9 protein-coding genes are annotated in these 15002 nt (G+C 58.6%); 4 read left to right on the forward strand and 5 right to left on the reverse strand.

The window, feature by feature from the left end; all coding sequences use genetic code 11:
* Positions 1-204: 204 nt before the first annotated feature.
* The gene (locus tag QP884_RS01610; protein WP_408932828.1) at positions 205-3927 is read right to left on the reverse strand and encodes a multifunctional oxoglutarate decarboxylase/oxoglutarate dehydrogenase thiamine pyrophosphate-binding subunit/dihydrolipoyllysine-residue succinyltransferase subunit; all 3723 of its coding nucleotides are present in this window, start codon (positions 3925-3927) and stop codon (positions 205-207) included.
* 177 nt (positions 3928-4104) lie between these two features.
* Positions 4105-4839 carry a hypothetical protein gene (locus tag QP884_RS01615; protein ID WP_250410284.1) on the reverse strand — a complete coding sequence of 245 codons (735 nt, stop codon included), beginning with the start codon at positions 4837-4839 and terminating at the stop codon, positions 4105-4107.
* A 116-nt stretch (positions 4840-4955) separates the two neighbouring features.
* Here QP884_RS01615 and QP884_RS01620 point away from each other — a divergent pair, with 116 nt between their 5' ends.
* The 3 genes from QP884_RS01620 (at position 4956) to QP884_RS01630 (ending at position 8606) form a co-directional block, all read left to right on the forward strand.
* Positions 4956-6659, forward strand: a complete 1704-nt coding sequence (locus QP884_RS01620; protein ID WP_284820367.1) for a carboxylesterase/lipase family protein — start codon at positions 4956-4958, stop codon at positions 6657-6659.
* A gap of 81 nt (positions 6660-6740) precedes the next feature.
* The gene (locus tag QP884_RS01625) at positions 6741-7589 is read left to right on the forward strand and encodes a DNA primase (protein WP_284820368.1); all 849 of its coding nucleotides are present in this window, start codon (positions 6741-6743) and stop codon (positions 7587-7589) included.
* Between the two features lie 225 nt (positions 7590-7814).
* Complete coding sequence (locus QP884_RS01630) at positions 7815-8606, forward strand: hypothetical protein (RefSeq protein WP_284820370.1); 792 nt, start codon at positions 7815-7817, stop codon at positions 8604-8606.
* Here the strand turns inward: QP884_RS01630 and QP884_RS01635 are convergent.
* Complete coding sequence (locus QP884_RS01635; protein WP_284820372.1) at positions 8603-9121, reverse strand: hypothetical protein; 519 nt, start codon at positions 9119-9121, stop codon at positions 8603-8605. The two genes, QP884_RS01630 and QP884_RS01635, sit on opposite strands and share 4 nt — an antisense overlap.
* Positions 9122-9233: 112 nt before the next feature.
* Here QP884_RS01635 and QP884_RS01640 point away from each other — a divergent pair, with 112 nt between their 5' ends.
* Positions 9234-10475 (forward strand): MFS transporter, encoded by a 1242-nt coding sequence (locus QP884_RS01640; RefSeq protein WP_284820373.1) that lies wholly within the window; start codon positions 9234-9236, stop codon positions 10473-10475.
* 14 nt (positions 10476-10489) lie between these two features.
* On the opposite strand, the gene QP884_RS01645 is transcribed toward QP884_RS01640, so the two are convergent.
* Together QP884_RS01645 and QP884_RS01650 are read right to left on the reverse strand one after the other, a co-directional pair.
* Entirely contained in the window at positions 10490-11782 is a 1293-nt protein-coding gene (locus tag QP884_RS01645) for an Nramp family divalent metal transporter (RefSeq protein WP_284820374.1), read from the reverse strand.
* A 93-nt stretch (positions 11783-11875) separates the two neighbouring features.
* Entirely contained in the window at positions 11876-14998 is a 3123-nt protein-coding gene (locus QP884_RS01650; RefSeq protein ID WP_284820375.1) for a DEAD/DEAH box helicase, read from the reverse strand.
* Positions 14999-15002: the final 4 nt, after the last annotated feature.

Here is a 15002-nt window from a genome sequence, read left to right on the forward strand (position 1 = left end):
CTAGAATTCGTCGCCATGCAACTCAACCGCCGCCCCCGCAAAACCCTGGGCTTTCAAACACCAGCCGAGAAAATGGCCGCACTGATAAACTCAACCGAAACATAAGAAGTGTTTCCACGACCACTAGAATCCGCCATGCTGGTGTCGGCATGAATAAACCCCAGTGAGGAGGTCCTCACTGGGGTTTAAACGGGGTAGAGGCGACTAGATATCGAAGGCCTCTTCCAGCAGATTCTTCTGCTCAATCTGGTGCACCTTGGCGTTACCGGTGGCAGTCGAGGACTGAGCACGGCGGGAAACGCGAACCAACTCCGGCATATCCGGAATCAGGGTGCGCAGGTGCTCGTTGTAGAACGGCCATGGGCCCTGGTTGGCCGGCTCGTCCTGAACGAAGCGAACCTGGGTGGCATTCGGGTAAGCCTCGAATGCCTCGCGCAGGCGGTTGAACGGAATCGGGTGGAGCATTTCCACGCGGACGATGGCGATGTCATCGCGGCCATCGGCCTCGCGCTTCTTCTCCAGATCCCAGTACAGCTTGCCGGAGACCAGCATGATGGTCTTGACCTTGTCGGTATCGCCGACCTTCTTGCCGTTGACGTCAACGAAGTTCGGGTCGTTGATAACGGACTGGAAGCGCTTGACCTCGGTGAAGTCTTCCACGGCGGAGGTGGCCGCCTTGTTGCGCAGCATGGACTTCGGGGTGAAGACGACCAGCGGGCGCTTCATCTCACCGAGTGCCTGGCGGCGCAGCAGGTGGAAGTGGTTAGCCGGGGTGGAAGGCTGAGCCACGGTCATGGAACCCTCAGCGCACAGCTGCAGGTAGCGCTCGATGCGGGCGGAGGAGTGGTCCGGGCCCTGGCCCTCGTAGCCGTGTGGTAGGAGGAGCACCAGGCTGGACAGCTGGCCCCACTTGGCCTCACCGGAGGAGATGTACTCGTCGATGATGGTCTGGGCGCCGTTGGCGAAGTCACCGAACTGTGCCTCCCATGCCACGAGGGCGTCTGGGTTGCCCACGGTGTAGCCATATTCGAAGCCCATGCCGGCGAACTCGGTCAGCGCGGAGTTATAAACCATGAACTTGCCGCCGTTGCCCTTGGAGGTGGCGATAGCGTGCATCGGGTTGTACTCGTTGCCGTTGCGCGGGTCGAAGGTGACGGCGTGGCGCTGGGTGAAGGTACCGCGGCGGGAATCCTCACCAGCCAGGCGGACAACCTTGCCCTCGCCGGCCAGGGAACCGAAGGCGATGAGCTCGCCCCAGCCCCAGTCGATGCCGCCCTCACGGGAGGACTTCTCGCGCTCCTTGGCTACCTTGCCCACGCGCTTGTGGTACTCGAAGTCCTCTGGTGGGTTGCCATAAGCGGCGCCCAGCTCGGCGAGTTCCTCGGCGGTGATGGAGGTATCCAGGCCGCGGGTGAGCTCCTGGGAGGAGGTGATGCCGGTCTGCTCCTTCGGGCGAGCCTTGCCGGCTTCCTTGTGCTCAGCAAAGACGGATTCCATCTGGTCGTGGAAGTCGCGTGCGGCTGCCTCGGCATCCTCAGCGGAAAGGTCACCACGGCCGATGAGGTCGTTGGTGTAGTGCTCGCGCACTGCCTTGTGCTCGTCGATGACGGAGTAGAGCTCCGGCTGAGTCATGGATGGGTCATCGGCCTCGTTGTGACCGCGCAGGCGGTAGACCATCAGGTCAATGAAGACGTCCTTGCCAAACTGGCGGCGGTACTCTGCTGCCATCTGACCAACCCAGACAACTGCCTCTGGGTCATCGCCGTTGACGTGGAAGACCGGGCAGTCGAAGCCCTTGGCCAGGTCGGTGGCGTAGTGGGTAGAGCGACCGGAGTCCGGGGTGGTGGTGAAGCCCACCTGGTTGTTGACCACGATGTGGACGGTGCCGCCGTTGGTGTAACCGCGCAGCTGGGACAGGTTGATGGTCTCCTGAACAATGCCCAGGCCGGTGAAGGAAGCATCACCATGGAGCATGACTGGAACAACGGTGTGGCCCTCTGGGCCCTTGTCCAAGATGTCCTGCTTAGCGCGGGCGATGCCCTCCATGACCGGATCGACGGCCTCGAGGTGGGATGGGTTGGCGGCGAGGGTGACCTTGATTTCGCCATCGCCAAACATCTGCAGGTGGTGGCCCTCGGAGCCCAAGTGGTACTTCACGTCACCGGAGCCGCCGAGCTGGCCGCCCTTGTAGTTGCCGTCGAACTCGCCGAAGATATCGGCCAGTGGCTTGCCCACGATATTGAACAGGACGTTCAGGCGGCCGCGGTGCGGCATGCCGATGACGACCTCGTCCAGATCCTGGCCGGCGGCGGTATCGATGATGGAATCCAGCAGCGGGATGAGGGTCTCGGCGCCCTCGAGGGAGAAGCGCTTCTGGCCCACGTACTTGGTCTGCAGGAAGTTCTCGAATGCTTCGGCGGCATTGACCTTCTGCAGGATGTACTTCTGCTCCGCGTTGGTCGGCTTCGGCATACCCGCCTCCAAGCGGTCCTGCAGCCAGCCGCGCTCATCGCGGTCCAGGATGTGGGTGTATTCGGAGCCGACCTTCAGGGTGTAGGCGGCGCGCAGGCGAGACAGCACCTCGCGCAGGGTCATCTGCTCCTTGCCGCCAAAGCCACCGACGTTGAAGGTGCGGTCCAAGTCCCAGATGGTCAGGCCGTGGGTCGCGATGTCGAGGTCGCGGTGGTCCGGGTTAGGCAGGCCCGGCTGTACCCAGCCCAGCGGGTTGGTATCGGCCAGCAGGTGGCCGCGGGAGCGGTAGGACTCGATGAGCTGCATGACGCGGGTGTTCTTGTCCACGCCGGAGTTCGGCACGTCCTGTGCCCAACGGAACGGCTCATAAGGCACGCCCATGGAGGAGAAGAGGTCGTCCCAAAAGGCGCCGTCGACAAGCAGCTGGCCAATGGTGCGCAAGAACTCGCCGGACTCTGCACCCTGGATGACGCGGTGGTCATAGGTGGAGGTCAGGGTAACCAGGCGGCCGACGCCCAGGTCTGCCAAGCGGTCCGCGGAAGCGCCAGCGAACTCGGCCGGGTAATCCATAGAGCCCACGCCGATGATGGAGCCGGCGCCCTTAGTCAGGCGGGCGATGGAGTGGCGGGTGCCGATGCCGCCTGGGTTGGTGAGGTTAATGGTCACACCAGAGAAGTCATCCATGGTGAGCTTGTTCTTGCGAGAACGGGTAACGATGTCCTCGTAGGCCTCAACAAACTCGGAGAAGGACTTGGTCTCGCACTCCTTGATGGCGGCGACGACCAACGCGCGGGAGCCATCCTTCTGCGGCAGGTCAATGGCCAGACCCAGGTTAATGTGCTCCGGCTGGATGACATAAGGCTTGCCATCCTTTTCCTCGTAGCGCACGTTCATGTCAGGGTGCAGCTGTACGGCCTTAACCATGGCGTAGCCGATGATGTGGGTAAAGGAGATCTTGCCACCGCGAGTGCGCTTGAGGTGGTCATTGATCATGGAGCGGTTTTCCCACATGAGCTTGACCGGCATATCGCGCACGGTGGTAGCGGTAGGAATCTCCAGGGATTCCTCCATGTTCTTCGCAATGGCCTTGAACATGCCCTTGAGCTGGTGCTCCTCGCCGCCCTTGTAGTCTTCGATGCGGTCGAGCGGGGACTCGGACTTCTTCACGGACTGCTTGGCCTTAGCGGACTTTTCCTGCGCCTTGGCCACGGACTTATCCACGTTGGTCTCGCGGGCCTCCTGCTTGCGGGCGGTAGTCGTACCCTCAGTCTTCTTCGCGGCAGGCTTAGACGGCTTCTTCGGGGCTTCCTTGGCAGGTGCCTCAGACTTGGGCGCGCCGTTTGCTTCGAAGTAGTCGCGCCACTCCTTATCTACGGAGCTAGGGTCCTTGGAGTACTGCTGGAACTGCTCGTCTATCAGCCACGCATTGGGGCCGAAGATATTCGATGTGCTCACGGCAGGTATTCGCCTCATTTCTCTGCTTTAAAATGGTCGTTTATTCGACTTTAGTGCGGCCTTTGCACGAGCGCATGCGTCACTCGCCAAAGAGTCTGCCTACATGATACGGGTCATACCCCTAAACTCACTATGTTAGGGGTATCAATTGCCCCACTTATCGGTTCCCGGCTACCCCTAGGCTTGGGTGAGGGGAGAAAGCTGCTCGCTGGCGTGCTCGATGACCTGCTTGGCCAGCTTGCGGTTGGCGGTAGTGCCGAGCACGGCGCCGATGCCCATGGGCATGAGCTTGCTGATCCACGCCCACTCCAGGCGCTTGGTGATCTGCTTGGTAAAAAGCTTGGTCAGGCGGCCGTTGATTCCAGACAGCGTCGGGCCGGAGAAACGGGACAGGCTAGCGGCCGAGCGCATGCCCGCCACGCTATTGAGATCACCCACAAAGGTATCCACCAAAGCGGAGCCCTTCGAACCGGTCAGCACCAAAAGTACAAGGGCGCGGCGGCGCTCGGGGGACTTGATGTCATCGCCATGCAGGTAGGCCGAAGCCAAGATGTACCACGCGGTCGCCTCCAAAAAGACCACGGATTCGCCGGCGATGGTAGCTGCGCCGGTTACCAAGCCAACACCTGGGATGGCAGCGGAAGCGCCCGCGGCCGCACCCGTGCCGGAGGTGATATTGAGGAAGTGTTTGTCAATGAGCTCCTGCAGCTGCTGCGGGCTCGCGTCCTTATTGCGCTTCTTTAAGTTCTCGACGTACTTGATGATGACACCGGACTGTACGGCCACTGCGCGGTCCAGGGAATTGAGCAGGGCAGAGGTAAAGCGGTTGGTATCTTCCGGATCGATGTCATAGGTATCGACGGTGTCGACCTCGGTGGAGTTGTCCTTTTTGTCTTTAGTAAATAAGCCCATGTGTCCTTCTCTTTCGCTAAAACTTATCTGCGCCCAGCATAGTAAAGGCTCTATTAATGCGCCGCCGCGCCGTAATGAGATCGCCGAGGGCGTGCAAGCGACCTAAGCTAGTGGGTATGGTTACGCCGCACGAGAACAACCGCGACTCCGAGGGTTTCCCTCTGGAGGAGTCTTCCGCGGCGGCGCGCCTTAAAGCGAAACAAGCGCACGAACGCGCCCGCCGCGCGCACGAAGAGGCCCAAAACGCCCTGGCAGATGAGCTCACCGTGCGCACTACCTCCGGGTGGGTGCGCGGCGTTATAGAGGAAGACCTGCGCACCGATCGCCCCATTAGCGCCGGGCCGGTGCTTACCTGGCGGGGTATCCCGTTTGGTGATACCACCGCCGGGGACAACCGCTTCCGCGCCCCGCAGCCCGCACCGGCCTGGGAGGGGGTGCGCGATTGCAGCCAATTCGGCCCGCCGGCCCCGCAGCCTACGTATTCCTGGACCGACCGCATTATCGGCTCCGAGGACTGCCTGCACTTGGACATCGTGCGCCCGCGCACTGAAGAGAAGCTTCCCGTGGTGGTCTACCTGCACGGTGGCAGCTTCATTATGGGCTCGTCCCATATGCTCATGCTCCGCGGCTTTGAGCTGGCCACCCGCATGGACGTGGTCTACGTATCCATTAACTTCCGCCTCAATTCCCTGGGCTACTTGGATCTGCGCAGCCTGGGCGGGGACTGCAGCGCTAACCCGGCGGTGGCCGATCAGATCCTGGCGCTGCAGTGGGTGCGCGACAATATCGCGGCCTTTGGCGGCGATCCTGATTCCGTCACCCTCATGGGCGAATCGGCCGGTGGCGCGGCGGTGCTCACCCTCATGGCGAGCCCGGCCGCGGAGGGCCTCTTCCACCGCGCCATTGCCCAGTCCCCGCCGATTGCCATGATCCATTCCCGCGCCCAGTCCACCTTGTGGGCGCGCGAGCTGGTCCACCGCATGGCCTTGCCCCGGCGTACCTCGGTGGAGGACCTGCGCCAGGAAAACTATGCCGATTTGGTGCGCTCGGGCCAATCCATGATGTGGCGGGCCGGCGAGCTCATTCACCTCAATTCCTGCTACGCACCCACGGTGGATGATGAGCTCATTCCGGAACACCCCATCGCCGCCTTCGAAAACGGGCACCAGCACCAGATTCCGCTGCTCATCGGCACGAACTCGGACGAGGCTAGCTTTGGCAAATTCCTCTTCCAGCGCCAAAGCTCCCGCGAGCGCGCCGCCTTGCGCCTTCTGGCTTCCTTCGATCCCCAGCACGCCCCCGAGGTCGTTGCCGCCTATGACGGCGCGGTAGCCCGGGAGGACTTTGCGCACCTGCTTGCCGACGCCCTCTTTTGGGCACCCTCCACCCGCATCGCTACCGCGCATGCGCAGGCGGCGCCAACGTGGATGTATCGCTTCGACTTCGCCTCTGCAGTGCTCAAGTGGCTGGGCCTGGGCGCCATGCATTCGATGGAGCTCGGCAATGTCTTCGGTGACCCCTACTCTTCGCGTGCGTCCTTCCTTACCAACTGGGGCTCGCGCGCGGAGATGGAGGAACTTACCGCCACCATGCAGCAACACTGGTCTGCCTTCATCCATGGCGGCCGCCCGGAGATGAGTTGGCCGCGCTACGGGTCCACTCAGCGCGCCACCATGATCTTCGATGCCGAGGCCTATATTGAGCACGCCCCGCACGAGCTCAAGCGGCAAGCCTGGGAGGGATACCACATGTTGGAGTGGGGAAGTGGGCGCCCGGAGCTGGTGAGATCTTTGGGCTTCCAACCATCCGGGTGGGAATAACGGTAGACTCCACAGTGACCGCGGGCGGCGGCTTGCCTACCGTGGGAACCTCTGCTTCCGAAGGATGGATTTTAAACCACCATGAGCTTTTTCGAAGATATTGCTTCTGCATTGGATGCCGAGGGCATCGAGTCCCGCGTCAACGATGACGTCATGTTCGTTCCAATCACCTCTGATCTGGAAATCCAATTTATTGAAATCGATCCGCTTCTTCCCGCCGCGAACGTCTACATTGCCGCGGCGGATGTCGATGAAGACGATGAGGAATTTGAGGCAGTCCTCGTCTCCGTCGCCTTCTCTGTAGACGATGCCGTGGAGGCGGTGTCCCGCCACATCGCTACCGACCAGGTGGTCACCGTTCTGCGGGACCTGCTGGAGGGCACCGATGAGCGCATCGCGGAACTGGAATTTGCCCAAGATGAGCTCAACCCGCACCTCGTCGTGGCCGAAGTGGCCAATGACTCGGAGCTGCGCGTGCTCGTGGAAACCATCGACGGTGTCCCGTCCGCCATCGTGCGCTTCCTTGCCTTCGATTTCGACGAAGACGATCTCGATGACATGGAGGATGAGGCAGTCGCCCTCGCCTGGGAAGTGGACGAAGAGGATGAGGACCTCGACGAGGCTGACCGCCTCGCCCTCTTTGATAACGCCGAGTTCGATGACGTTCCCATCGTGGAGGTTCCCGCCGAGGCCCTTGAGCTTGGCACCTACACCGACTTTGATCGCCTCTTCGATGTCCTAGGCCTCGTCTCTGAGCAGGCCCTGGACTGGGAAGCACAGCTCGTCTCCTTCGATGACGAAGACTACGAAGAACCTGACGTCTACGACATCTTCGGTGCAGACGACGAGGACGAAGACGAGGACTTCTTCGACGGCGACGATGCCGACCTGGACGACGAATCCGACGCCCCCGAGGCCGACGAAAAGTAATCCCGACCTCCCCATAGCCCAGCCCCGCCGCCTTCCGCGGCCGGGCTGGGCCTTTCCCGTTTTAGGGGCCCTTTTGTGTTGCTACTTTCGCGCGCCGCCAATTAGGCTTTAGGACATTCCCAGCCTGCAGCTGGAAATCCGCCCTAAACCTAGCCTTGTGAGGAGGAGAAGACCATGGCGATGACCCGCGATACCACGTAGCGCTACGTCCTTGTTGTAGTCGCCGTGGCACTCTCACTCGCCGCGTGGTTTTGCACGGTCTTTGGGGTGTACTCCACGGTAAATGTGACTTTCGAGTCCTACCTGACCTCCAGCGTCTGGGGCCTCCTCCTAGTGGCCGCGGTGCTGCTATATACCTCGCAGCATGGGCTGGTGCCTAACTGCATCCTCCTGTATCCGATCTTTGGCGCCTCCATCAACCTGCTGTTGGGCTCGTTGACGGTGCGCACGCAGGTGCCGATGTTCTTCGATGCTGTCGGCACCGCCATCGTCGCCATCATCGCGGGTCCCGTGCTCGGCATGGCCACGGGGCTTACCACCACCGTATTGGGTGGAGTGTACTTTGCCTATGATCTCGCCTTTGCGCCCGTAGGTATCTTTATCGGCGCCGCAGTAGGCCTGCTGGCTCGCCGCGGGGTATTCAACAAGCTGTCGTGGATCATTTTCTCCGGCCTCGGAATGGGCATCGGCTCCGGCGTGATGAGCGTGTACGTGCTCATCTTTTCCTTCAGCGGTCGCCCGCGCAAGGGGCCACAAAACCTCACCAAGTTCTACGAGATGATCTTCCAAGACGAGCGCCTGGCCATCATCTTGCAGGGCCTTACCTCGGACATTCTGGATAAGGTCTTTACCGTCCTCATCGCATGCTTGGTCCTGCGCTTTATGCCTAAGGCAATCGCCCGGCACTACACGGTGACCTTCAACCACGAGGTGATGAAGAAGGTGCTGCATGCGCCTGACCCGCATACAGAGTCAGACGCATCTGCGCAGTCAACACAACAGCGAGCGACCGCCTAGGCGGCTTGGCTGAAGCCGGCGAAGAGTGACTCGGGGGAGTGGACCGGCTGATAGGAGCTATCCACGAGCCACACATAAGTGGCATTCGGGCCACGGGAGACCTCGTGGACTGCACCCACCATCTCTGCCGGCACGAGCGTGCGTATCCAGCCCTCGGCCACAGCAGGCTCTACCGGCTGACCAAAGTTCTCGGTAATGCGGATGGTAATCAGATAGGCCGGAATGCGGTCTTGCCCAAAGCCGCGCACGCGGGCCTTCACGCGCGCGCCCACGCGGTGGCGGGTAATGCTCATGCAATACTCTCCGCCCGGTCCACCGGCGGGCGTCGGCAGTTGCTTTATCGGTGGGCGCCAGGTGGGAGTAGGGCGCGCCAGGGAGCGCGGGTGGTGCATGATGGCGGCGATGGAATTGATGGTGTCATATTCGTGGTAGAGCAAGTCCGCCGCAATCTCGGAAGCGGACTGAGGCAGGTTCATCGCGGTGGGCTGGGGAAACTTCTTTTGTACGTTGTGCATGGCCATCACACTAGAACCCAACGCGGACACAACCCCACCAAAAACAAACAAATGTTCGAACATAAGTCGCAAATGGCTTTCCCTGACGCCAAGGATTAGAGTTGCAGCCGATATGATGAATACACGCAGTGGGGAAGTAGAACACGAGGAAGCGCCCAAGATTCCGCGCGAAATCTGGGTCATGGTTACGGCCGCCTTTATTATCGCTTTGGGCTACGGCCTCATCGCCCCGCTGCTTCCGCAGTTCGTGGTGAGCTTCGATGTCTCCATGGCTGCCGCGGGCCTTGTGGTCTCCATCTTCGCCGCCTCGCGCCTTATCTTCGCGCCCATGTCCGGATCGCTTGAGGATCGCGTCGGCTCGCGCCGCGTCTATCTCATCGGACTCATGACAGTCGCGGTGACCACGGGCCTAGTCTCCATTGCGCAAAGCTACTGGCACATCGTGGCCCTGCGCGCCCTGGCCGGCATTGGCTCGACCATGTTCACCGTCTCGGCCATGGGTCTTATCGTGCGTATGTCCCCGCCGACGATTCGCGGCAAGTGCTCTGCCACCTATGCCACGGCCTTCTTGCTCGGTAACGTCGCCGGCCCCGTTCTTGGTGCCAGCTTGTCCTTCCTGGGGTTCCGCTGGCCATTTTTCATCTACGGAGTGGGCGTGGCGCTGGCCGCGTTCGTCGTCTGGTGGCAAATGCCCCGCGTTAACCACAAACAAGCCAGCCAGGATAAGCTGCCACCCATGCGCCTGCAGGAGGCCTGGGGCGATACCGCCTATCGCGCGGTGCTGACCTCCAACTTTGCCCATAGCTGGATCAACATGGGCGTGCGCGTATCCGTCCTGCCGCTTTTTGCCGCCTCCATCTTCCACAATGGCGCGGCCGCCTCCGGCCTGGCGCTCGCAGTCTTTGCGGCCGGCAACGCCATCGTGTTGCAGTTCTCCGGCAAGTGGTCCGATATCCACGGCCGCAAACCACTTATCCTCATCGGCCTTCTTGGCTCCGCCATCTTTATGGTGCTCATGGGCATGGCCACCAGCGTGTGGTTCCTCCTGCTCGTCTCTGCTTTTGCCGGCGCCTCTTCCGGGCTAATCAACCCCTCCCAGCAGGCCGCGGTGGGCGACATCGTGGGCAATGACCGCTCCGGCGGCAAGGTGCTATCCACCTTCCAGATGGCAGGAGACTTCGGCCAAATCTTGGGCCCCATGCTCATCGGCCTGCTTGCCGACGCCTCCGGCTTCCCCCTCGCCTTCACCGTCTGCGGTGCCATCGCCTTCATCGGCATCATTGCCTGGGCATTCGGCCGCGACCCGCACGCCGGGGTGGGGAATAAACCGAAGCGAGTGCCGCAGGGGGAGTAGGCACTTATTCTCGGCTAGAGAATTTCACCCAATTGGGAAACACATAGGTATACGAAGGCAACGGAGATTACCGCCATCAAGGTGTTGACGATCCAACCGTTTCTCCATTGCTTTGGGGTGTGTTTGGTATTCAGCAGGACCAAAAGCGTAAGGCCTAAGAACGGCATAAACAATGCGCCCAGGACGCCGTAGGCGATGATGAGTCCGGTTGGCTTTCCAAGGAGCAAAAGCAGCATTGGTGGGAAGGTCAGCCAGATGAGGTAAGCGCGGTAGTACTTTCCACCAGTGCTGGTTCGGGGATCGCCTTGCGGAATCTTTTTGAGGTGACCGATGTAGTCAGCAAACATCAGGGATACACCGTTCCACACACCAAGGCAGGAAGAGAACGCGGCGGAGAAGAACCCGACGATGAACAACTTAGACATGAACGTTCCGTAGCGGTCCTCGAGAACGTCCGCCATATCGACGAGGCCCTGGTCATTATCAGAGACCGCGACGTTGGCGCTGTAGAGGAGTTCAGCGCCCAGCGCCAGTGTGGCCAAGACAAAAATACCGGTGACTGCGTAAGCCACCGCATTGTCCATGCGCATGACCTGCATCCATTTCGGTGTGTACCATTCCTTTTCTCGCAGCCAGTAGCCATAAGCGGCAAGCGTGATTGTGCCGCCCACTCCGCCGGCGATGGACAACACATAGACGAAGGAGCCATCCGGAATCTGCGGTACCAAACCGCCGATGACTTCGGGAAGGTTCGGGGCCGTAATGGCTGCGATACCCACCACAGTGACAAACATGATTCCGACCAAGATGGCTGATAGCTTCTCGAAAAGCTGATATCGCCCAAGCCAGGTTAGAGTGAAGCAGGATATTCCGGCAATAATTGCCCACATTTCTAGGCTGGTACCTGGGAAAAGAGCGCTAAGGGCGAGACCAGCGCCGGACATCGATGCGGCACCGTAGACAAGACCCCAAATCACGATATAAGGGGCGAAATACCAGGAAGTCCACCGTCCCAACTCGCGCCAGCCATGGAACATCGTGTTTCCGGTAGCAAGGCTATACCGACCGACGCCTTCCACCAGCACAATTTTCATAATTGTTCCGATAATGACCGCCCAAAGGAGTGCGTAGCCAAAGCGTTGACCGGCAATCATGGTGGCAACTAGGTCTGCTGCGCCGACGCCTGTTGCTGCCGCAACTAGCCCCGGACCAACCAGGGTCCATTTCACTTTTGTCTGGTCGGTTGATTCTGTGTCGTGCTTGCCCCCTGCAGGCCGGGCGGAATTCGATTCGCTGGTCTGGCTCATAGCACCCTCTCGATTGATTGTGTTTCTAATCACTATAGGGAGAGTGTTGCTTAGTATCAGGAAAACGAGGAATTCAATTCCTCGAGCGGAGATTTAAGCCACCGTTCTTCCTGCAGCATAAAGAGCCTTGGGCATTGACCTCTGGAGCTTCCACTCAAATTGAATTGGCTTTTCCCCATGGTGGGAAACATAATCCACTGCCCCGAGGTAGGTATATGCGCTCGCTGTCCCGACTTCGTTCTTCTTAGTAAAGCGCGAGGCAATAAGTATTTTTCCTTCACGTTCCCGATGGCCGATGTATCGCCTAGCCGCCTTCGATTTCAAAGTTGTTGTTGATTGAGATTCCCAGTGCAAAAGGTCGGGTGATATTGGATAGTCTCGGTAATTCGTGGAGGCACTGACTTGCTCGTCCTTTTGAAACGTCACCAAGAAAAGATCAGTGTTGATATCGGGAAAATATTTCACACCTTCGCGTGGCAGGTTTACAAGCTGCTGAAGGCTTCCCGACTCTAAAGCACCAATAAGCTCGGCCAACGAGTAATCCGCATGCGTTTCCAAAACTGAACTATCGCTATGCTGTGGAACGATGCGCGAGGAGTCACTGCTCAGTTGCATAACCTGCTCCAACTCCCAAGCAACTTGTGGATGCTGGCGCAAAATCGTCAGGGCGGCGTCATAGGAACCAGGGTGCGGAGAATTTGAGTTCGCCCAGAATCCGAGTACGAGCATTCGGGTGAAGGCCTGGTCGGATGGCCCCATGTCGGAGTAGCGAAGATTTGAGGAGGAAAGGATACGCAGATAGGCATCGATTCGGTGTGGATCGTTGACGTGAAGGAAGACCCGAATTCGGTTAAGCAAAAACGATTCGGTCTCATCCGTGTTTTGCTGTAGTAGCCCTTCTTCTCGAAGTAGCCGGGTCCATGAATATTTGGATGGCCGGTAGATATCCTCTAATTGCAGGTTCGAATCCTCAAGGAACTCTTTGAGATTCGTGGTTCGAATCTCAGAGAGCAATGCACGCACTTTGCGTAAGGAATTCCGTGAGACCTTCTTGACGTTTCGAAGAACCTGCTCGGTCGTCGTTTGGTCGAACTGGATATGCGAACCCGGTGGGGTGGTGGGGAAGCCCTGCTCAATTTCTTCAGCTAAGCGCTTGCCCCGCTTCCGGGTTAAGGCATGGAACTTTCTCTCAAAATCAAAATCGACGTGCTGCTGTCCAATGAAATCGAGAATGACACAGGAGTCCTTGCCCGGCGAAAGACGAAGACCACGACCCAGTTGTTGTAGAAAGACCACAGGGCTTTGTGTCGGGCGGAGCAAAAGAAGGGTGTTTACAGCAGGAATATCAACACCCTCATTAAATATATCTACAGAGAACAGGACTCTGACGTCGCCAGTCTCCAGATCTTTAATGGCCTGAGCGCGCTCGGTGGCTGTGAGATTGCTTGTTACCGCTCGTGCTGGGATTCCGAATTGCTGGAACTGCTGCGCCATATATTCTGCGTGAGCAATCGTGACGCAAAACCCGATAGCCTTCATATCTGAGAGGTCGAAGATGCGCCGGTTTAGCTCGTTAACAATGAAGCGGGTGCGCTTTTCTCCCGCTTTGATGTAAAACTCGGAGAGCTCTTCGGTGTTGTAGTCCTTTTTTCCTCGGCTCCAAGTCAATGAGGAAAGGTCCGTTCCATCGGCAATCCCGTAGTAATGCATAGGGACTAAGAGCTGTAGACGCAAGGCATCCCACAAACGCAGTTCATGTGCTACGCGATAGTCAAAGTATTTCTGGACGTTTTCGCCATCACCACGTTCTGGTGTTGCCGTTAAACCCAGGAGCTCTTGTGGCTGGAGGTGGTCCAAAAGTGCTTTATAAGTGGGGGCTTGTGCGTGATGAAACTCGTCGATTACTACGGCATCAAAATGCTTGCTATTTAGGTTTTGTAAACGGGAAGCGCTGAGAGATTGCACGCTGGCGAACACATAGTCCCAGCGGCGAGGCTGAGCGCCGTCGACTAGCAGCTCGCCAAAGTCCGCGTCTTTAAGCACTTCCTGGAATGTCCGGCGGGCTTGTTGAAGAATTTCTTTCCGGTGTGCAACGAAAAGCAGCCGAGGGCGTCGCTTCCATTGTTCGCATAGGTTCCGGTAATCCAATGCGGCAACTACTGTCTTTCCTGTTCCTGTAGCAGCAACCAGGAGGTTCCTATGCCGATCTTTTACCTCACGCTCTGAGCGTAGCGCTTCGAGCATTTCTTCTTGGTAGGGGTAAGGAGTTACCTCAAGGCCAGATAACTCCAGTTGGCGAAGTGCTCCGGAGTTTTCGCCACCCTTGGCAACGCGAAGAGACCGCTCGAGTCTCTCCATGTCGCGATTTGGGTCGAAGGTCTTGAAATGACTGTCGTGCCAGTAGCTATCGAAAGTCTTGATGAACTTATCGATTACTTCAGGAGTCGCGGTATTGGACCCGCGGACATTCCACTCCCAACCATCGACGAGAGCAGATCGGGAAAGGTTGGAACTGCCGATAAAGGCAGTATCGAATCCGGACTTTCGGCGGAATAGCCAAGCTTTGGCATGAAGGCGAGTGGATTTGTGCTCATAGCAAATCTTTACTTCGGCCTGATACTTTTCAACCAATCGCTCGAGCGCAGCTGCGTCGGACGCACCGCAGTAGGTAGAAGTGAGTAGCCGGAAAGGGATCTCGTTATCGCGAAGGTACTCGAGTTGTCTATCAAGAACGCTGATGCCGGAGTTCTTGATGAACGCACAGAGCAAATCAACCGAATCAGCAGTTTTAATTTCTCTCTCGATTTCGCTGGTTAAACTAGATTCTCCCTGGGCATTGGTGAATAGTGCACTCTTGGTGAGTGAAACATCCGGAAGCAGAGGAGGCTCTGCCAACCCGGAGTTGTATACGGCGTAGAGGAGTTCTTCGGAATCAATCTCTTCATCTTCACCCAGTAGAAGCGCGATGTTGTTGATTAGGGCAACCCGGTCTTCGGGTGACTTTAAACCGTATAGCCGTCGCTCTAGAAGTGAACCAATGTGTTGTGAAACCGCCGAGGTATAGCGGCCATGAGCTTCTTCATCGGAGCTTCTTCCAATACCGAATCCTGCAGCAGGATGTTGGCTTAACGTTTCGTTCATGCGTTCACGGATTCGGGCCGTAATAGGGGTCTCGTAAACGCCGAAAGGTAGGGAAGAGTCAGGGTTAGCACTCATAATG

Source organism: Corynebacterium tuberculostearicum (assembly GCF_030229345.1).
Classification (GTDB): Bacteria; Actinomycetota; Actinomycetes; order Mycobacteriales; family Mycobacteriaceae; genus Corynebacterium; species Corynebacterium tuberculostearicum_G.